A 19,005-nucleotide genomic window follows, 5' to 3' on the forward strand; every position below is an offset into this window, starting at 1 on the left:
AATGGCTACGCCAAAACCCCGTGTATATTTCTGTAGCAATAAACCAAATTTTGGTGACATAATAAAAACAGAAGTTAATTAAGGTTCTAGAAGGATAATGGCTTTCGCCCAAACCCCGCGTAGGTTTACTTTGCTAACCTTTCTTCCATAAGTTTAAATTCGCTGTCAATATCAATAGCAGATTTATGAGTTAAATTGCTTACAATTATTATTGATACAAGTGAAAAAGTAAATCCTGGTATCATCTCATATAAGTATGCGGATAGACCAGAAACAATCCATATTATAACTGTAAGTCCACCAACAATCATACCAGATAAAGCTCCCCACTTGGTCATTTTTTCCAATAAAGGCTGATTAGAAGAACAGGACCAAAGGCAGATCCAAATCCAGCCCAAGCTTGACCAACTATATTTAAAATTGTCTTGTTTGGTAAGTAAGCAAAAACTGTTGCAACAGCAGCAACTCCAACTACGGCAAGCCTGCTAATAATTACTTGTTTTTTCTGAGAAGCCTCTTTATTAAAAAATGTAATATAGAAATCTTTTGTTATGGAACTTGAGCATACTAAAAGTTGAGAAGAAAGTGTACTCATAATTGCAGCTAAAACTGCTGACAGTATAATTCCAGTTATAAAGGGATGAAATAAAATTGCTCCTAAGCGAAGAAATACTGTTTCAGGGTCTTTAAGAGTTATTTTATTTTGAGTAAAGTATACTAAACCTATAAGTCCGCTTGAGATCGCTCCAAGTAAACCTATTGCCATCCAACTTATGCCAATCCTTCTTGCAGATTTCAATTCTTTTGCTGATTTAATTGCCATAAATCGTACAATAATATGAGGCTGACCGAAGTAACCAAGTCCCCAAGCTAGAAAACCTATAATTGATGCGACGCTTGTTCCCTTAAATAGATCAAACAGAGAAGGATCTATATGCTTTACCTTTGCTACGAAAGTTTCAGGACTTATACCTAAATTTAAATATGTTACCATAGGAACCATGATTAATACAACAAACATGAGTGAACCTTGGAAGAAGTCTGTAAGACTTACTGCTAAAAAACCTCCAAAGTATGTATAGATTACAACTATAGAAAGGGTAACTATAACACCAGTTGTGTATGTGAGTCCAAACATATTTTTAAATAATTTTCCGCCGGCTACGACACCTGAAGAAACATACAATGTAAAGAAAACCAAGATTATAATTCCAGATACAAGTCTCAACATATTTGATTTATCTTTAAAGCGGTTTTCAAGAAAGTCAGGAATTGTTACAGAATCATTAGCTAGTTCAGTGTAAACTCTAAAACGCGGAGCTAACAAAAGATAATTAAAATATGCTCCAATTGTTAAGCCAACACCAAGCCATAAACTTGATAGACCTGTTGAGTAAACTGCTCCTGGAAGCCCCATAAGCATCCATCCGCTCATATCACTTGCACCGGCTGATAAAGCTGTTACCATAGGTCCAAGGCTTCGAGCACCAAGAACATAATCTGAAATATCATTTGTTCTTTTGTAGGAATAATAGCCTATTGTGAGTAGAATAATTAAATATAATACAATAGCACTAAATGAAAAGTAATTCATGTGAAATCTCCTTTTTGTCAGTATTAATAAATTTGCATATATATGAATAGTTTATCATATTGAAAATAAAAGAACAAATGTATTTTGTAGAAAAACACCATGTAAGAATATATAATATAAGCAATGTTATATAATGAAATTTTGAAAACCATTAGAATATTCAATATGCTTAATTGGCAATGGAAATTAAATTTTCTTATGGTTTTCAGAATTTTAAGTTTAGATTTTATTTAATGTTCAAAAATATTATTATTTTATGTCCACTTCTCAGCCCATTTTTGAATTTCATCCATAGCTTTTTTAAGATCCTTACCTTTCTCAGTAAGTTCATATTCAATGCGTACAGGCATTTCAGGATATACTTTTCTTATAATTATTCCATGTTCCTCTAATTCTTTAAATCGTTCTGTAAGCATTCTAGCACTTAGAGATGGAATTATTTCTTGTATATCGGAAAATCTTTTAGCACCACTTAATAAAGAACGTATAATTAATCCTGTCCAGCGTTTGCCAAGAATTTCAAATGCAGCTTCAAAATGAGGACATAGATGAATTTTATCCATTAACATCATCCTCCTGTAATTATTTTACCATATTTACTTGACAAAAGTAAGTAAATTATTATATTATACGCCTTTCTAAGATATTATGAATATGGGACTTTAAGTTATATATGTATTGAATTTTAAAATGAAGCAGGCCTTAGTTTTTATTAATAATATAAAATTTATTAATGTTTGTTACAGAGAAAGAAATTGTTTGCGATCTTAGAAGGGTAAGGGGTTAAACCCAAAACCCAGTTTATGTTTCCTTCCCAACTAAATTATTAATCCATTTTTTTGAGGGAATTCTAGGAAGACCAACTATTAATTTCGATACTTCTTCCATAAACACAAAGATATAAACCTGTCCTATAGGAAGGTGCCAGTATAATCCTGCGATGGCCACTAAAGGAACTCCAACAAGCCACATTCCTCCCATATCTAAAAATAAGCAAAACTTTGTGTCGCCTCCACTTCTCAGAATTCCAACTACATTGGTATAATTAAATACTTTAACCCATAAAAATATGCCTATTACATGAAGAATTTGTTTTGAGTACTCATGCACATTTGGTGAAACATTATAAGCATTTAGTAGTATTGGAGCTCCTGTGTAAATGATTACTCCAACAAGTACGCCTATAATTGGATTTATAATTATAAATCTTTTTGCGTATAGAAATGCTTCTTTTTCTTTCTTTTCTCCTATTTTGTTTCCTATCATTATTGCAGCAGCATTACCAAAACCGAAAAAAACCACCATGGAAAGTCTATCTATGGTAGCTGCTATATTTGTGGCAGCTATTACGTCAGTTCCCATGTGTGCATATATTGCAGCATAAACTGTAACGCCTAAGGCCCATATACTTTCGTTTAAAATAACCGGTATAGCTATTTTGAAGAATCTTTTTATAAAGGCAAGTGATAGATCGAACAACTCACTAAAGGAACCTGCAATAGGAAACTTTAATTTGTATACTGTACAAAGCATCATTGAAAATTCAATAAAGCGAGCTATTAAGGTAGCTATGGCTGAGCCATATACTCCTATTCCATGAAAAGCCCCTATTCCATAAACTAAAGAAAAGTTTAGAAATGTATTTATCCCAAGAGCAATTATGCTTACAATCATTGGAGCTTTTACTTGTCCAATACTCCTCAAAATAACAGAATAAGTAAATGAAATACCTGTGACTATGTAACTAAAACATATTATTTTAAGATAATTTCCACCAATATGTACTACAGTTTTGTCTCTAGAAAAAATACCTATTATGTAGTTTGGAATAAGAAGTGCACCCAGCATAAATATACCAGAAACGATTACAGAAGTTATTATACAAAGCCCGAGCACTCTTTTTATGTTAGTTGTATCTCTTTTTCCCCAGTATTGTGAGGTGAAAATTGATGCACCACTTATTACACCAAACAGCACAAGATTTAAAAGGAAGAAATATTGGTTAGCGAGTCCAACACTTGCTATGGAAGTATCACCAAGTCCACCAATAATTATGTTGTCAACTAAGTTAAGAGAAGACAAAATAAAGTTTTGTAGAGCTATTGGAAGTGCCAAAGTTATAGCGGATTTAAAAAATTTCTTATCGAAAAATAAGGAAAGCAAGTTCATATTGGTAACCTCCTCTAAAATATAGACACGTATATCATTATATATAAAAATTAAACAAAAGAATAGTGAATATAAAAAATAATTAGAGATGTTAATATACCAATTTAAACTTTTAGGTGGTTTATCTTTAAATAGGAAAAAAGCTTCTAATTTAAATGTGCTTAGAATATAGAAAAGGAAAGGATAATAATTATCCTTTCCTTGCAATTATATATGATGTTAATTAAGCTCTGTTTACCGAACCAAACAATTCCATTTTTTCTTTAACTTTAGCTTTAATAGCTTCAAAGCCAGGAGCTAATAATTTACGTGGGTCAAAGCCTTTTCCTTGTTTGTCTTTTCCAGCTTCAATGTATTTACGAGTAGCCTCTGCAAATACTAATTGGCATTCAGTATTAACATTTATTTTTGCAACTCCAAGTGATATAGCTTTTTTAATCATATCATCAGGAATTCCAGTACCACCGTGTAAAACTAATGGCATTTCGCTACAGTTTTTTCTATTTCAGCTAAAACTTCGAAGTTTAAGCCTTTCCAGTTTGCTGGGTATACACCATGTATATTTCCAATTCCAGCTGCAAGTATGTCAACTCCTAAATCAGCAATTTTTTTTGCATTCAGCAGGATCTGCAACTTCACCGCCGCCGATAACTCCATCTTCTTCACCGCCAATTGCACCAACTTCTGCTTCAACAGAAAGTCCTTTTGCATTAGCAGCTTTTATAACTTCTTTTGTCTTTTCGATGTTTTCATCTATAGGATAGTGAGAACCATCGAACATTACTGAAGAAAATCCAGCTTCGATTACTTTGAAAGCACCTTCGTAGCTGCCGTGATCTAAGTGTAATGCTACTGGAACAGTTATATTTAAATCTTTAATTAAACCATTAACCATTCCAACAACAGCATGATAACCACCCATATATTTTCCTGCACCTTCGGAAACACCTAAGATTACAGGGGAATTATTTTCTTGAGCTGTTAATAGTATTGCTTTAGTCCATTCTAAGTTGTTAATGTTAAATTGACCAACAGCGTATTTACCTTCTCTAGCTTTTTTTACCATTTCTTTTACTGATACTAACATATATATACCTCCAAAATTATATATTTTCATATATATTTTTTTGAGAAAATACTATATTGAATGAATTTCTCTTTATAGGCTTATTATAATCCAAAATTGTTAAAAAGAAAACAAAAATTTTTGAAATTGGAATAGAATATTACAATATATTAAGTAAAATTCACTATAATGCATATAATTCCTAGGAAAATTTTAAATTTAAAATGATAGTATAATTAAAAATTTAACACATTTACATATTGAAGTAGACAATATAAACTAAAAAATATGGAAGATGAGTCCAAAGGATGAAAAAGGCAGATTTGGAGTTGGAGAGAAAGCCTTAATTGGAACAAAAATAAAAGATATAAAAGAGCCTGTGGAAGTTGGAAGACGAAGTAACAGTTTCCAAACACTGTTACTTCGCCTATAGGATTTTTTATTATATTAGAAAAAATGTCAATTTTTATAAACTTCTTTTTCTGTGGACACCACAAATTATTACTCCTATAAAAAAGCCACAAAAAGCTGGCAATATCCATCCAAATCCATAATCAAAGCCTGGCAAATATAAATGAGCAAAATTGACAACATGCATTATTACCACATTTTTTTCAATAGACTGTGGCAGTGCTTTGCATAAATCAAAAAACGCTGCGATAATTGTTAATCCAGTTGTCCATTTATAAATATCATGCTGTTTATGTATAACTGGAGTTAATAAAGACAATACAATTAAAGTTATTGCCAAAGGATATAAAAACATAAGTACTGGTAAAGAAAATTTAATTATGTTGTTTAATCCAAAATTAGCAATTATAAATGAAAATGCTGTAAATAAAATAGCATAATTTTTATATGGAATTGATTTTGGAAACATTTCGCTGAACATCTCTGAGCAAGAAGTAATTAACCCAATAGCTGTCTTTACACATGCAATTGCTACAATAGCTGCTAGTAATACTGCACCAATAAGACCTAAATAATGCTCACTTACCATGGATAAAATACTTCCTCCATTATCAGCGCGCTTTACGCTTCCTAAACTTGCAGCTCCCATATAAGCTAATGATGCATAAATAATGGACATAAGAACAACACTAACCAAACCTGATTTACATGTTTCAATAGCAACTAAGCTAGAATTTTTAATATCCATCTTTTGTATATTAGAAATAATAATTATAGCAAAAGCTAGAGATGCTAAAGCATCCATAGTATTATATCCATCTAATAGACCAGTAGTTAATGGTTGGGTTATATATTTACCCTGAGCAGCATAGTTGTTTACTTGTCCCATTGGCTTTATAAAAGCAGCAATTAATAAAATTGATAGAAGTATTAAAAAAATAGGAGTAAGATATTTACCTACCCAATCTAAAATTCTTCCTGGTCTTAGCGAAAAATAAATAGTAAAAATAAAAAATATAGATGAAAAAATAAATAATCCCAACTTTAAATATTGGTTAGAAATAAATGGATGAATTCCAACCTCAAATGCAACTGTAGCAGTACGTGGAATTGCAAATAATGGACCAATCGTTAAATATAATAAACAGGTAAATATTTTTGAATAACGTGAGCCAACTGGACTAGTCATATCAAGTAGGCTTCCGCTTTTTGAAATTGCCGATGCGACAATTCCAACTATCGGCAATCCTACACCTGTAATTAAAAATCCGATGGTAGCTGCAAAAGTGTGACTTCCAGCTTCTTGTCCCATCTGTACCGGAAAAATTAAATTACCAGCACCAAAAAATAACCCAAAAAGCAGCGAACCTATTAACAAATTTTGCTTGAAACTTAGTTTTTCTTTCATAAAATAGCCCCCTAAAATGCTTTAATAACATATTTATTCCATACATTATAATACACTTATATAATTTAGTGAAATTCTTTTTTCATTATACAAATATATATAAACCATTTCAACTTCATACGTTTTAGTATAACATCCATTTCATAATTATTAATATATAATTACAGTATGCTAAACCAATCTTGTACACAAAACCCAATTTTAAATAGGATAATATACTTCTTAAGAGGGAAATATATAAAGGAAAGAATTATTGACTTATGGAGGTGTTATTATGAGTATATTAGGAGATATATTTGGAAATGGTGATGATAATAAAAAGGAATCTGACGATGATGATAAAAAAACTTCGTCTTCACAAAGAAGAACTTGACATTGCAAAAAATAACGTTAAAAAAGGTGAAGTAGAACTCGGTAAAGAAATTATAGAAGAACACAAAGCCGTTGATGTTCCTGTAAAACATGAAGAAGTAGTAATTGAACGAAAATCCTTAAACAATGAAGCAAGTGATACACCTATAGGTGACAGCGAAGCTATTAAAATTCCTGTCAGTGAAGAAAAGGTTGATGTAGGTAAGCATACTGTAGTAACTGGAGAAGTTTCGGCTCATAAGCGTGCCATAGAAGATACGGAGCACATAGACGAAACTCTTAAACATGAAGAAGCTCGTATAAATACGGTTGGTGATCCTAACGTAGTGGATGAAGGAACCGATCAACAATAATTACTAAAGAAAAACACCTCTCAATCCAATTTATGATTTGTGAGGTGTTTTTAAACAAATGGAGGGTAAGAGCATGGGGAAAAATTTAGCATCTCAAAATAAAACAACACTTCAAATTAAAGAAGAGCAGCTTGATATAGCTAAAAAATGGATACAAACAGGAGATGTAAAGATTCATAAAGAAGTTTTTTCTGAAGAAAAGAACTTTACTATACCTATTCAACGTGAAGAACTTGTAATAGAGAAAAAATCCATTGCACCAGATACTTCAAAGAGTAAAGCTGCAGAAACACAAGTTATACGAATACCTCTAAATGAAGAACAAGTAGAGTTTTCAAAACACAAAGTTATTTTAGAAGATATCTCAATATATAAGCAGCAAATAGAAGATATTGAACATATTGAGGAAACCTTAAAAAAAGAAAAACCTAAAGTTAAAATTTCTGGTTCTCCAAAACGTCATAAACAAATTAAGTTAAAAATAAAAAATAGCAGCTTTAACTTACTGCTATTCTTTCTATTGATCAGAATCCTCCTTAAATTTCTTGACATAAATCAAAATATAATATACGATTATTTTACATAATGTAACCTTAGTATACAATATGTGTATTATGTCTGTTATTATAGGAGATGCAAGCTAATGAACACTATATATAGAAGAGAACGAGAAAAACAAACAAGAGAAGAAGCTATAATAAATGCAGCAGAAAAAATATTCATCGAAAAAAGTTATAGCGAAGCTTCAATGGAAGCGATAGCAAAAGAATGCGAGTTTACTAGGAAAACTCTTTACCAATATTTCGCTAACAAGGAAGATTTATATTATACAGTTGTAATAAGAGGTTTTACTAGACTTTTAGATTACTTTCAAAAAGAAATCAAAAATGCGAATACTGGCTTTAAAAAACTTGAAAATTTGGGCTTCGCTTATTATAAATTTTATAAAGATTTTCCTGGTACTCTTAACCTTATGAACTATATTGGATATGTTAAATCAAAGAAAGAAAACATGTATAAACGCGAGGAATTTAATAAAATAACAGACTTAGTAGCACAAACTATTGCCAAAATTATTGATGAAGGTAAATCAGATGGTAGTATTCGTACAGATATTGATACCATGAGTGCAACTCTATCTTCTGAATTTTTAACAACTGGCTTTTTTAACATGCTTTCTGTATCTGGTAACACATTTATGAGTCACTTTTCACTTAATGAAGATGACTTTATACGTTTTAATATGACTTTACTCTCAGGTATTTTCCGCAATAAAAAATGATGCAGTTTTGAGGTTTCAAGTGGTTTATTTAAAGCTGCATTGCCTCCCATTTGTGACCCCTTTCTACAGGCATTCCATGTGATGGGAATACCGACTTATTATGTAAGTATACGCTCCCTTTGTAGCATCTAGTGCATAAACATTATCCGTTATTTTCATTTATTTTTATACCCCCATTATTTTATAATAATCCTCTTTTTGAAAGACTTTCATACGTAGCATGTTCTTCCCTATCCTTACATATCAATATTTTCCTTTTAAATATAGGTCTTAAATATAATGCAACCATTAATCTAATAATTAAATTCTGAAAGGGATATTCATTATTATCTTTTATGTCCTTTGTAATTTTGACGCCTAAATCATGTGCCTTTTTTAGTGCTTCTTCATTTTTACAGGTTTTCGTCTCTTGTCCTTCAAACATAGTGCCAACTCCTAAATATCCTGATGCATAAGATCTTTGAAATATTGCAAAACCAAAAGTATCGGCAAGTTTTTTTGCAACTTTTTTTTTTTGCTGCTCCTTCCCCATATGCTGTTGATATTCCTGCACCATACTTTCCCCCAAGTAAAGAAGCATACAGGGTATAAGGTCCTAGACGTTCAATAAAGCATTTCATTATTGCATTGTATTCTGTGGCATATGTTGGAGAACCTAAAATAATTCCATCTGCTTCATAAATAATTTTCCTAATTTCCTCAAAATCATCTGGCAAAGGACACTTTCCTTTAGCTGTGCAATTTAAACAACCTGTACAAAAATTAAGCTTATGCTGAGCTAAAAAAATTTCTTTCACTGATGCTCCCTCTTCTTCTGCACCCTTAAGCGCTTCTCTAACAAGAGTTGCAGTGTTTCCCCTCACTTTTGAACTACTTATTACTCCAACAATTTTAATATTCTTTTTCACTTTACATCTCTTCTTTCCATTAATTCTTATTCTCAAATAAAATAACACACATTGTATATTTACGTTACATATTGTAACCCAAATACACAATGTGTGCAACTACAATTGCTTTTTATTCTTTTAAAAACTTATCAAAATACTTATAAAATTCTTCTTTATTTGCTAAATGAACATTGTGATCTGGATGTGACATTTCACAAGCAATACAATTTGGAAGTAAGGCTTTCATTTTTTCAAACTCTTCATCTGGTATTCCCTCATGACTGCTCGCTCTTATCAACATTGCTGGACATTTTATATCTGGTAATAAGTAGAACCACTCTTTACTATATGCACCATTAGCTGCCATCGCCTGAGAACTAAACATCATCTCGTATCCATCCACAGTTTCAATCAAACTATTCATAAAATATTGATATTCCAAATTTGAACTCGAAGCTTGTTTAATAAAATTCTTTGCTTCGTTTAGAGTTGCAAATGGCATAGGCCAATCTTTTGTAAAAGGATCTATAAGTTTGCTTTCATCCAATGGCAATTCACTTGTTTGGGGACGTCCTGCTGCAGACACATCAAGTATAGCTATAGCCTTTACATACTCAGGATATGTAGCTGCCAAATATCCTGCTACTGCTCCACCCATTGAATGTCCTACTAAAATAATTGAATGTATTCCTAAAAAATCTAGCAATTCAATTATGTCTTCTGCCATTTCTTCAGAAGTATATTTTGATATAGGCTTACTACTAAGTCCATGTCCTCTTTGATCTGGTGCAATAATTCTATATTGTTTCCCATAGTGATTAATAAAATCTTCCCATACCTCTGCTCTTCCCCATCTTCCATGAAGACAGACAATTACTGGTTCCTGTGTTTTTGTATCAAAATAAAACATATCAATATTTTTTAGCTTAGCAATGTTCCTATATATTTTTACTTCTTTCATACTATTCGCTCCATTCATCTTAATTTGATTTTATATCCAACAGTTTTATATCAAATTATTTATTCAAAAAAAATTAAAAATTATTTTTTATTTTTTCTAAAGTTTTAAGTAACTCCTCTCTTTCATCTTGAGAAATATTTCTATACACCGTAGACAATAAATCTTCTGATACTTTATTAAACATAGGCTCTAATTTTCTTCCCTTTTCGGTTAAAGTCACAAACACTACTCTATTATCTTCAGTATCTCTGGTTTTTTGAACATAACCTTGATTTATTAATTTATTTACAAGTGCAGTTATTGTCGACTTATCTTTACCTATTTTCCTTGCAAGTTCATTCATTGTCATTTTCTCATTTTTTAAAAGTGCAAAAATAATGTCACCATGAGATGGTGCGAGTCCTTTTACTCCCCAGCTATTCATTTCATTTACAATAAACCTATTTGCACTGTCCCTTATTTTTGAAATTAGCGATATTATATCTGTTGTTTTCATAAATCATATTATAGTTTTATATCAAACTATTGTCAATATTTATATATAATGAAACTAGCTCAACTACAAACTACATATGCACCATAATCCCTTGTAAATTGGTATTTTGGAACATAATAGTTTAAGTTTCGCAATAGTTTCACTGTAACTATAAAACATCAAAATTTTCCGATTTAAAATTGCTATAAAATCTACCGCTTTGTGCTGTAAACTTCAAAACACAATAATCCGGATCTGTAACACCCTTAGGGTAATACATTTCATCTCCATCGTTCCAAATCATTTCCTTTGACGTTTTATCCTGTAATACTTCCATTGCGCCCTTTAACATTACTCCTCTAAAAAAACGTTTATCAAAAAAATATATACAGGCTTTTGAATTTTTCGTATATTCACTTACTCTCATCGAAGATGTATTAGTAGTAAAATAAAATTCTTTTATACCTTCCCTTTTTCTTGGTTTCAGCATTGCTTTAGTGTTTGGAAAACCTTCCTCATCTACTGAACTAATAATGGAAACTCCAACTTTGTCAATCATATTACCTACAGTTTTTTCTACATTTCTCATTTTTACAACTACCCCCAGCTTTAATGCCTTAATTATATTTTCATATAGCCAGAAAGTAAATTACCCACTTTTTTGTGGGTACCATACTTAGATAAATCCTTTTTTCTTTAACTCATCTTCCATTCCACTTTCCTTCATAAGCTCAATACCTACCTGCTGCATAATTGTTAATGCATCAAGTATTCTTATACCATGCTCCGTAAGAAAATATTCTACTTTTAATGGATAACCATCAAATGTTTTTTTATCAACCATTCCAAATTCCATAAGTTCCTTTAGCTGCTCCAAAAGCATTTTTTGACTTATCCCGTTTATTTCCTTTTCAAGTGAGGATAATGATTTATTTTGACTTTTAAGTTGCCACAGTATAATTGGCTTCCATTTACCACGTGTAATATCGTGAGTAAGTTCTAAAGGACAAGTATATTGTTTTCTAATTTTCATAATAATCGCCCCAATGTTTTTAATATTTATTCTAATTAATTATATAATTTATTTTTGCCATGTACCATAAAATGTAATTATAATTTAATAAAATACAAATATAACGGCTTTAAATTTATGCTATAATATGTTGGGCTTTTTAGAAGCTTCTTATTGCATTCAAAGGGGGACAAGCATTGTGAATAAATACAAAGGAATAGCTTATGCGCTTTTATCATCAACAGCATTTGGAGTTATGCCTATTTTAGCTAGGATCGCATATACTAATGGCTCTAATCCAACTACTGTATTAATGTTTAGATTTTTAATTTCAACCTTAATATTATACATATATTTAAAATTTAGTCATATTAATATCAACTTAAAAAAAGAGCAGACATTATTACTGATATTCATCGGCATTACCGGATATACTATAACAACTCAAGCTTTATTTATGTCCTATAATTATTTAGGTGCAGGTCTTGCAACAACTTTACATTTTATATATCCTGTTGTTGTGTGTATAGCAAGCTTTATATTCTTCAAAAATAAACTCAGTAATAAAAAAATTATATCCTTAATACTTGCTGCAATAGGTGTATATTCATTAGTTGCTTTAAAAAATAGCACTGTAAATATATTAGGAATTTCACTAGCTTTATTTTCTGGTATAGCCTATGGACTTACTCTTATTGCCCTTAACCTAAAATCTATTAGAGCTTTGGACAACAGAATAACTACTATGTATCTTTGCTTGGGTTCAACCATAGGAATGATTCTATGCGGAATATTTAATAACTCTATAACTTTGAATTTTAATTTTAAAATTGTAAGTTGTTATTTAGGAATATCCATAATTTCAACTATACTATCAATAATTTTACTTCTTAAATCCATAGAAATAATAGGCGTATCCTCTTCATCCATACTAGGAACCTTTGAACCTATAGTAAGCGTGTTTTTAGGAATAATATTTCTCAATGAGGAATTATCATTTGCATTATTAATAGGAAGTGCATTTATACTAATTTCTACAGTTATATTAGCAAAAGATAAATCTCCAAGTTCCAATTAACTATATACAAAAGGGGCTGTCGCACTAAATATATTAAGTCATAATTTATAAAAATTGTGAAGCAATAACTAATTTTTTTCGCCTAAAAAGAAGGCGAAAAAGCTAAGGGTGAAGGGTTTTAACTTGCGCTGCTTGTTAAAAGGTGAACTTTTTTACCTTCAGTAAAAAGCTAATCATGACCACCGGCTAAGCCGGTGGTTTGCTCAGCCCTGTAAGGGCATATTACTGGCTGGGCTAAAAGCCCTCTGAATGGTCCGCCACCCGCATACTTTTCCGTGCAGTCGCTAAAGCGACTATTTTTTGTTCTTCTTTACTAAACTCTAGATTAACAACACTACTTCTATTTTAGTTTTCTTAACATCGTCATGTATTTTGTTTTTTGAAGTCAAATGCGCTCTCGCGCAAACTCTAGATTAACAACACTACTTCTATTTTAGTTTTCTTAACATCGTCATGTATTTTGTTTTTTGAAGTCAAATGCGCTCTCGCGCAAACTCTAGATGTGTATATCTTTAAATCCGTTGCCTAGGACCTCTCGGGTATCACTTACGGTTATAAAGGCTTTGGAGTCTGTTTCTTTTATAAATTGCTTGAGTTTTATGAATTCACTTCGGCTGAGTACACAATATAATATGTATGTGTCATTAAGGTATATCCACCTTTTCCTGCAATTACGGTGCAGCCCCTGTCGAGTTCTTCCATTATAAACTTCGATATTTCTTTATTTTTAGGACTTATTACCATAACCTGTTTACATACGTTGAGTCCTTCAATGACAAAATCAATCATAAAACCATTTATTATTACAGAAAGAAGTGAGTACATTCCTATATCTGCTCCCATTGTTACACCAGCAAATAAAGTTACTATAAAATCCACAAGCAGCAGTGACTTCCCTATATCTATATGTAAAAATTTGTTTATTATTTTGGCAATTATATCTGTTCCACCAGTAGAAGCATTTTGATTGAATATGATTCCCATTCCTATAGCTGAAAGAAATGTACCAAAAACTGCCGCGAGAAGTAAGTTTTTGGTTAAAGGTCCATATGGAATAAGTTTATCCATTAAAATTAAGGAACCACTCAGACAAAAACTTGCATATAGAGTTTTAAATCCAAACTTACTTCCTATGACTATCATGGCCATAATAAATAATATTGAATCCATAGCTATCATGAGTACCCCAACAGGAATAAACTTAAAAAAATTATTTATTATTATGGCTATACCAGAAGTTCCACCCGCTGCTATTTTATTAGGTTGAAGAAAAAACTTTATTGACATAGCCACTAATATATCTCCCAAGGTTATAAGTACGAATTCTTTAAACTTTTTCATTAAATCACCTCGTAATATGTGTATATTAAAATTGGCTGAAATATTTAAATTACTTTTATAAAGACTTTCAAGTAATGTTTTTTCAGTGCACAATTCACAATGCACAGTTCACAGTTATGGTTGATTTATCTTTCCTACGTCAGATAAATCTGCAATTTTAAATTCAGCTTCGCTAAATAATTTTTCTATAATTACTCCACCATCATGTTTTAAGATTTTCTGTAGTAAAATGGAAGAAAATCATCCTTAACTGTGCATTGTGAACTGTGCATTGTGCACTGATTTAATTCCATACAAAAGCACTACCCTTATAAAGAATAGTGCTCAAACTATACAAATTTATACTAAAAACAAGCTTAATTTATTCATTTTTTGATAATCCTATACTGACTTCAAGAGCATAATCCACTTTTTCCATATCGCTATCTGTCATATGACCTATTTTTTCCTTGAGCCGTCTTTTATCTAACGTCCTTATCTGTTCAAGTAAGACTACTGAGTCTTTATTAAGTCCATACTCCTCTGACGATATCTCAACATGTGTTGGGAGCTTTGCCTTATTTATCTGAGAAGTAATAGCTGCAACTATTACAGTCGGACTATATTTATTACCAACATCGTTTTGAATTATAATAACGGGACGTATGCCACCTTGTTCTGATCCAACTACGGGACTTAGATCAGCATAAAATATATCTCCTCTTTTCACTATCATTATCGTCATTAGGAAAATCACTCTCCGATAGTATCACTTCATATTGATCTAATTCTTCTAAATAAGAGGATACACCAAACTCAGACATTTCAATATTCATTTTACCCATTTCAATATATCCTCTTTTAATGTCTTCAGCCTGATCAAGCTTTTTCTTCTTCTCTATATATAATATTATTGCTTCTCTAATAAATTCACTTCTTTTTTTTCTATCTTCTTTAAGCGCCTTATCAAACTCACTACAAAGCTTTTCTGAGATGTTTATCACTAATCTCTTCGAATTTGACATACAAAAATTAATACCTCCTAAAAAACATCACAAATATATGTATTTAACTTATTATAATTCAATAATTGTCAATATGTCAAAGGATTTGTTAAACTTTCGTGTACTCCAATATATAGCACTTATATATAGTTCCTTATTTTTACAACCTTCTCATTACTTACATATACTCTTGGAACTCTTTTACTTATCATGCAAATAACTTCATAGTTTATAGTTCCAAGCATTCCAGCTATGTCATCTGCTGTAATAGATTTTCCATTAGACTCTCCCATAAGTATAACTTCATCCCCAACTTTTACATCTGGAATGTCAGTTATATCAACCATACATTGATCCATGCATATTCTACCTACGATATTAGCAAATTCTCCATTAATTATGACTTTATCCTTATTGGAGAGCATTCTTGTAAATCCATCTGCATAGCCTACAGGAAGAGTTGCAATTAAGCTTTTTCTCTTACACTGAAATTTTCTACCATAACTTATGAACTCACCATTTTTCATTTCCTTTATGTGAACCACGTTAGTTTTTAACTCCATAGCAGGTTTTAAACTCAACCTATTTTTATCTACCTCTTCTGATGGATAATATCCATAAATTATTATACCAGGCCTTACAGCTTCAAAATGTGTTTCCGGAAGTTCCATTATGGCAGCACTGTTTGCAATATGTCTTATATTCACCCTTACACCTTTTTTAATAAGTTTATCATAAAACCATTTAAATCTTTCAAATTGAAGATAAGTATACTCTTTGTTTTCTTCATCTGCCGTTGAAAAATGTGAAAATAGTCCCTCAATTTTTATTTTAGGTAACCTGCTTATTTCATATACCTCTTCAACACTTTTTTCATCCGGTATAAATCCAATTCTACCCATTCCTGTATCAAGTGCTATGTGGATTTTTACATCAACATTTCTTTCCTGAGCCATTTTAGATAATTCTTTAGCATAACTTACTGAAAATACTGTTTGCTCTATATTATATTTAAATATATCGTCTCCTATACTAAGAGGTGTATATCCAAGTATCATTATAGGACAATCAATCTTAGATTTTCTAAGTTCAACGGCTTCACTTAAAACCGCAACTGCTAGTCTATTTGCACCATTCTTAAGAATAACTGGTGCCACATCGACTGCTCCATGTCCATAAGCATCTGCCTTCACTATACCTATTATATCTTTACTTCTTGAGCATTCTCTTATTCTCTGCATATTATATGCAATATTATCTAAATTTATTTCTGCCCACACTGGCCTTATATGCCTAAACATTTACCTTCACCATCCTAAAAGCTGCTAATTTTGTACACAAATTTAATGATAACTCAAAGTAATATACATTACAAGAACCACCCATAATTGTATATTTCATTGTATTGGTACTTACAGAGCGTATCACAGCTTAGGAGTTTCAAATAACTTAGTGTTTATGTTATTATTAAGAATAAAATTACTATATCCAATTTCCATCTTTTCTTTATTATTTTCATCGCATATAATCAGCTTGTATGGTTCACTGCTTTTCTCATTTACATACATAACAGCGTATTTTGCATTTCTATTTTGATTTGGTATATCAATTTTAATAAGAGCATATTCAATTCCATTTATTTTCCTTATTGAACAGTTTATATTTTGATTAGTATAAAGCATTCCAATATATTCTCCTATAAAACTAAGTTTATATATATCATCAGTTTCATCATTTTTAACGTAGGCTTTATTATTTTCTTTATCAAAAACATATACCCTGTTCTCTTTATAAACCATGTTTCTCTCTTTATTTATCTCTAATCTGTAGCCATTGCCATATGAATAATATTGTTTGCAAGCATATTCAACATTTTGTTTATCATTCTTAACTGTTATCTTCATATCGCAACTATAGCTTTTAAGTTCTTTAAGATGGTCTATAACATTTTTATCCTTAGAATTTATTGCCCTCAAAAGACAATATGTACTCAATATTGCAGCAGCAACAATTATAATGCATCCACATAAAAACATTTTAAACAGCTTTGTTTTTTCTTTCACCAATACTCCTTATTCAACATTTCTATTACTAAATTCATATTCGCTACAAATCTAATTTATGAATGTTTTTATTGCATATGGTATTTCATTTAATACATCTGAAGCCGTAACACTGAACATTTTTTGAGAAAGATTTTCTCCACAATATCCATGAATATAAGCTGCCATGCAAGCTGCTTTAAGAGGGTGATACTGCTGTCCTATAAACGATGCTATCATTCCTGTTAAACAGTCCCCCATACCTCCAGAAGCCATAGCACTATTGCCAGTAGAATTTATTGCTGTATATTTTCCATCAGTTATAACCGTATTATAGCCTTTAAGCAGGACTATAACATCATATTTACGTGCAAAATTTTGGGCTATTTCTATTCTATTATTTTTTATCCCTTCAACAGATATATTGGTAAGCCTGGACATTTCTCCAAGATGCGGTGTGATCACAATAGGTACTTTTTTGTTTGCGAGCAGAGAAATATTGTCCTTAAGTACATTTATTCCATCCGCATCAATAACAATTGGCACTTTTGATGTACAAATTATTTTCTTTAGCATATCAAGAGTAAATTTATTATTTCCCATTCCAGGACCTATAGCAATTACACTACTCTTCTCTATAGCATTATTAATTCTTTCCTCTTCATCATAAGATATAGTCATTGCTTCAACTAACTTTTCACTTAATATATTTTGAATTTGTTTATATGTACATAGGGTAACAAGTCCAGAACCCGTTTTAACTGCCGCCTGTGTTGAAATATATGCTGCTCCAGAATATCCTGTTGACCCTGCAAAAATCGTAACCTTTCCATAATTACCTTTATGAGAATACTTGTTTCTCCTTACTATACCATTTTTAATTATACTCTCATCTAGTATAAATTTATTGTCACAAAATTTTTCTAATACAAATTCGGGAATACCTATATCTTCTATAACTACCTCTCCAATGTATACGTCATTCCCATATTGTAAAAAACCAACCTTATAAGCTTCAAATGAAACAGTTTTGTTTGCCCTTATACAATTTCCCATTATCAAACCATTATCACTATTTAAACCAGAAGGCGCATCAATAGATAAAATATATTTTTGCTATCATTAATTTTAGAAATCACTTCACTAAATATGCCTTCTATCTTTCTATTAAGCCCTGTACCAAAAATAGCATCTATGATAAGTTCTGATTTTTTAATTGCTTCTTTTAAAATGAATATATCTTCGCTGTTTTTTATATTAATAATATTTAATTTCATATTCTTTAATATATTATAATTGACTTTACAATCACTACTCATTTTTTCAATATTGCCAATCAAAAACACAGTAATATTCTTATTCTTTTTAAAAAGCTGCCTGGCAACTGCTAATCCATCTCCTCCGTTATTTCCAGTTCCGCACACGATGACTATATCTTTCATATCCTTGCCTACATTTCCAGCTACCTTAAATGCAGCATTCTCCATAAGAACTACACTTGGTATCTTTAGTTCATCAATGCACCATTCATCTACTTTTCTCATAGTATTAGCATCTGTAATTCTCAA

At 31.1% G+C, this 19,005-nt stretch carries 17 protein-coding genes and 5 pseudogenes; 5 read left to right on the plus strand and 17 right to left on the minus strand.

The features are described from left to right. Positions 1–125 precede the first annotated feature (125 nt). From putP to AGR56_RS17485, 4 genes and pseudogenes are all read right to left on the minus strand, one after another. Positions 126–1,594, minus strand: a pseudogene (putP, locus tag AGR56_RS17470) (sodium/proline symporter PutP). A gap of 254 nt (positions 1,595–1,848) precedes the next feature. After that, positions 1,849–2,157, minus strand: coding sequence for a helix-turn-helix domain-containing protein (locus tag AGR56_RS17475; protein ID WP_053243389.1), 309 nt, complete (start codon positions 2,155–2,157; stop codon positions 1,849–1,851). A gap of 238 nt (positions 2,158–2,395) precedes the next feature. After that, positions 2,396–3,763 (minus strand): MATE family efflux transporter, encoded by a 1,368-nt coding sequence (locus AGR56_RS17480; RefSeq protein ID WP_053243390.1) that lies wholly within the window; start codon positions 3,761–3,763, stop codon positions 2,396–2,398. 223 nt (positions 3,764–3,986) lie between these two features. Further along, positions 3,987–4,880: pseudogene (locus AGR56_RS17485) on the minus strand (ketose-bisphosphate aldolase). A 244-nt stretch (positions 4,881–5,124) separates the two neighbouring features. Between AGR56_RS17485 and AGR56_RS20515 the strand changes: the two are divergent. Beyond that, positions 5,125–5,262, plus strand: coding sequence for a nickel-dependent hydrogenase large subunit (locus tag AGR56_RS20515; RefSeq protein ID WP_157055831.1), 138 nt, complete (start codon positions 5,125–5,127; stop codon positions 5,260–5,262). Positions 5,263–5,295: 33 nt separating this feature from the next. On the opposite strand, the gene brnQ is transcribed toward AGR56_RS20515, so the two are convergent. Then, entirely contained in the window at positions 5,296–6,648 is a 1,353-nt protein-coding gene (gene brnQ, locus AGR56_RS17490) for a branched-chain amino acid transport system II carrier protein (protein WP_053243391.1), read from the minus strand. A 274-nt stretch (positions 6,649–6,922) separates the two neighbouring features. On the opposite strand from brnQ, the pseudogene AGR56_RS17495 reads away from it, so the two are divergent. From AGR56_RS17495 to AGR56_RS17505, 3 genes and pseudogenes are all read left to right on the plus strand, one after another. After that, a pseudogene (locus AGR56_RS17495) lies at positions 6,923–7,373 on the plus strand (YsnF/AvaK domain-containing protein). Positions 7,374–7,446: 73 nt separating this feature from the next. Then, complete coding sequence (locus AGR56_RS17500) at positions 7,447–7,959, plus strand: YsnF/AvaK domain-containing protein (protein WP_084757203.1); 513 nt, start codon at positions 7,447–7,449, stop codon at positions 7,957–7,959. Between the two features lie 57 nt (positions 7,960–8,016). Then, the gene (locus AGR56_RS17505) at positions 8,017–8,655 is read left to right on the plus strand and encodes a TetR/AcrR family transcriptional regulator (RefSeq protein ID WP_053243392.1); all 639 of its coding nucleotides are present in this window, start codon (positions 8,017–8,019) and stop codon (positions 8,653–8,655) included. A 181-nt stretch (positions 8,656–8,836) separates the two neighbouring features. On the opposite strand, the gene AGR56_RS22340 is transcribed toward AGR56_RS17505, so the two are convergent. From AGR56_RS22340 to AGR56_RS17530, 6 genes are all read right to left on the minus strand, one after another. Continuing rightward, a complete protein-coding gene (locus AGR56_RS22340; protein ID WP_242851588.1) occupies positions 8,837–9,079 on the minus strand; it encodes a hypothetical protein in 243 nt (80 codons plus the stop codon). Then, positions 9,072–9,563 carry a flavodoxin family protein gene (locus AGR56_RS17510; RefSeq protein WP_242851589.1) on the minus strand — a complete coding sequence of 164 codons (492 nt, stop codon included), beginning with the start codon at positions 9,561–9,563 and terminating at the stop codon, positions 9,072–9,074. Before AGR56_RS17510 ends, AGR56_RS22340 begins: the two co-directional genes overlap by 8 nt. A gap of 112 nt (positions 9,564–9,675) precedes the next feature. Further along, positions 9,676–10,506: an alpha/beta hydrolase gene (locus AGR56_RS17515; protein WP_053243393.1), complete on the minus strand. Its 831-nt coding sequence runs from the start codon at positions 10,504–10,506 to the stop codon at positions 9,676–9,678. Between the two features lie 73 nt (positions 10,507–10,579). Beyond that, the gene (locus AGR56_RS17520; protein ID WP_053243394.1) at positions 10,580–11,002 is read right to left on the minus strand and encodes a MarR family winged helix-turn-helix transcriptional regulator; all 423 of its coding nucleotides are present in this window, start codon (positions 11,000–11,002) and stop codon (positions 10,580–10,582) included. Positions 11,003–11,150: 148 nt separating this feature from the next. After that, entirely contained in the window at positions 11,151–11,570 is a 420-nt protein-coding gene (locus tag AGR56_RS17525; protein ID WP_053243395.1) for a pyridoxamine 5'-phosphate oxidase family protein, read from the minus strand. 87 nt (positions 11,571–11,657) lie between these two features. Continuing rightward, positions 11,658–12,014 (minus strand): helix-turn-helix domain-containing protein, encoded by a 357-nt coding sequence (locus AGR56_RS17530; RefSeq protein WP_053243396.1) that lies wholly within the window; start codon positions 12,012–12,014, stop codon positions 11,658–11,660. A 178-nt stretch (positions 12,015–12,192) separates the two neighbouring features. Here AGR56_RS17530 and AGR56_RS17535 point away from each other — a divergent pair, with 178 nt between their 5' ends. Beyond that, positions 12,193–13,071 (plus strand): DMT family transporter, encoded by an 879-nt coding sequence (locus tag AGR56_RS17535; RefSeq protein ID WP_053243397.1) that lies wholly within the window; start codon positions 12,193–12,195, stop codon positions 13,069–13,071. 496 nt (positions 13,072–13,567) lie between these two features. Here AGR56_RS17535 and AGR56_RS17540 read toward each other — a convergent pair. From AGR56_RS17540 to AGR56_RS17565, 6 genes and pseudogenes are all read right to left on the minus strand, one after another. After that, positions 13,568–14,412: pseudogene (locus tag AGR56_RS17540) on the minus strand (YitT family protein). 361 nt (positions 14,413–14,773) lie between these two features. Next, positions 14,774–15,136 carry a type II toxin-antitoxin system PemK/MazF family toxin gene (locus tag AGR56_RS17545; protein ID WP_053243398.1) on the minus strand — a complete coding sequence of 121 codons (363 nt, stop codon included), beginning with the start codon at positions 15,134–15,136 and terminating at the stop codon, positions 14,774–14,776. After that, positions 15,093–15,416 carry a hypothetical protein gene (locus AGR56_RS17550; RefSeq protein ID WP_053243399.1) on the minus strand — a complete coding sequence of 108 codons (324 nt, stop codon included), beginning with the start codon at positions 15,414–15,416 and terminating at the stop codon, positions 15,093–15,095. Before AGR56_RS17550 ends, AGR56_RS17545 begins: the two co-directional genes overlap by 44 nt. 119 nt (positions 15,417–15,535) lie before the next feature. Continuing rightward, the gene (gene alr, locus AGR56_RS17555; RefSeq protein ID WP_053243400.1) at positions 15,536–16,696 is read right to left on the minus strand and encodes an alanine racemase; all 1,161 of its coding nucleotides are present in this window, start codon (positions 16,694–16,696) and stop codon (positions 15,536–15,538) included. 123 nt (positions 16,697–16,819) lie between these two features. Next, positions 16,820–17,458, minus strand: a complete 639-nt coding sequence (locus AGR56_RS17560) for a germination lipoprotein GerS-related protein (RefSeq protein WP_053243401.1) — start codon at positions 17,456–17,458, stop codon at positions 16,820–16,822. Positions 17,459–17,509: 51 nt separating this feature from the next. Next, positions 17,510–19,005 (minus strand): annotated as a pseudogene (locus tag AGR56_RS17565) (NAD(P)H-hydrate dehydratase).

The organism is Clostridium sp. DMHC 10, assembly GCF_001270375.1.
In the GTDB taxonomy this organism is placed as follows: Bacteria; Bacillota; Clostridia; order Clostridiales; family Clostridiaceae; genus Clostridium_S; species Clostridium_S guangxiense.

Coding starts and splice junctions, on each gene's coding strand:
- AGR56_RS17475 (WP_053243389.1), bottom strand. CDS start 2,157: ATGGATAAAATTCATCTATGTCCTCATTTTGAAGCTGCATTTGAAATT.
- AGR56_RS17480 (WP_053243390.1), bottom strand. CDS start 3,763: ATGAACTTGCTTTCCTTATTTTTCGATAAGAAATTTTTTAAATCCGCT.
- AGR56_RS20515 (WP_157055831.1), top strand. CDS start 5,125: ATGAGTCCAAAGGATGAAAAAGGCAGATTTGGAGTTGGAGAGAAAGCC.
- brnQ (WP_053243391.1), bottom strand. CDS start 6,648: ATGAAAGAAAAACTAAGTTTCAAGCAAAATTTGTTAATAGGTTCGCTG.
- AGR56_RS17500 (WP_084757203.1), top strand. CDS start 7,447: ATGGGGAAAAATTTAGCATCTCAAAATAAAACAACACTTCAAATTAAA.
- AGR56_RS17505 (WP_053243392.1), top strand. CDS start 8,017: ATGAACACTATATATAGAAGAGAACGAGAAAAACAAACAAGAGAAGAA.
- AGR56_RS22340 (WP_242851588.1), bottom strand. CDS start 9,079: ATGTTTGAAGGACAAGAGACGAAAACCTGTAAAAATGAAGAAGCACTA.
- AGR56_RS17515 (WP_053243393.1), bottom strand. CDS start 10,506: ATGAAAGAAGTAAAAATATATAGGAACATTGCTAAGCTAAAAAATATT.
- AGR56_RS17520 (WP_053243394.1), bottom strand. CDS start 11,002: ATGAAAACAACAGATATAATATCGCTAATTTCAAAAATAAGGGACAGT.
- AGR56_RS17525 (WP_053243395.1), bottom strand. CDS start 11,570: ATGAGAAATGTAGAAAAAACTGTAGGTAATATGATTGACAAAGTTGGA.
- AGR56_RS17530 (WP_053243396.1), bottom strand. CDS start 12,014: ATGAAAATTAGAAAACAATATACTTGTCCTTTAGAACTTACTCACGAT.
- AGR56_RS17545 (WP_053243398.1), bottom strand. CDS start 15,136: ATGACGATAATGATAGTGAAAAGAGGAGATATATTTTATGCTGATCTA.
- AGR56_RS17550 (WP_053243399.1), bottom strand. CDS start 15,416: ATGTCAAATTCGAAGAGATTAGTGATAAACATCTCAGAAAAGCTTTGT.
- alr (WP_053243400.1), bottom strand. CDS start 16,696: ATGTTTAGGCATATAAGGCCAGTGTGGGCAGAAATAAATTTAGATAAT.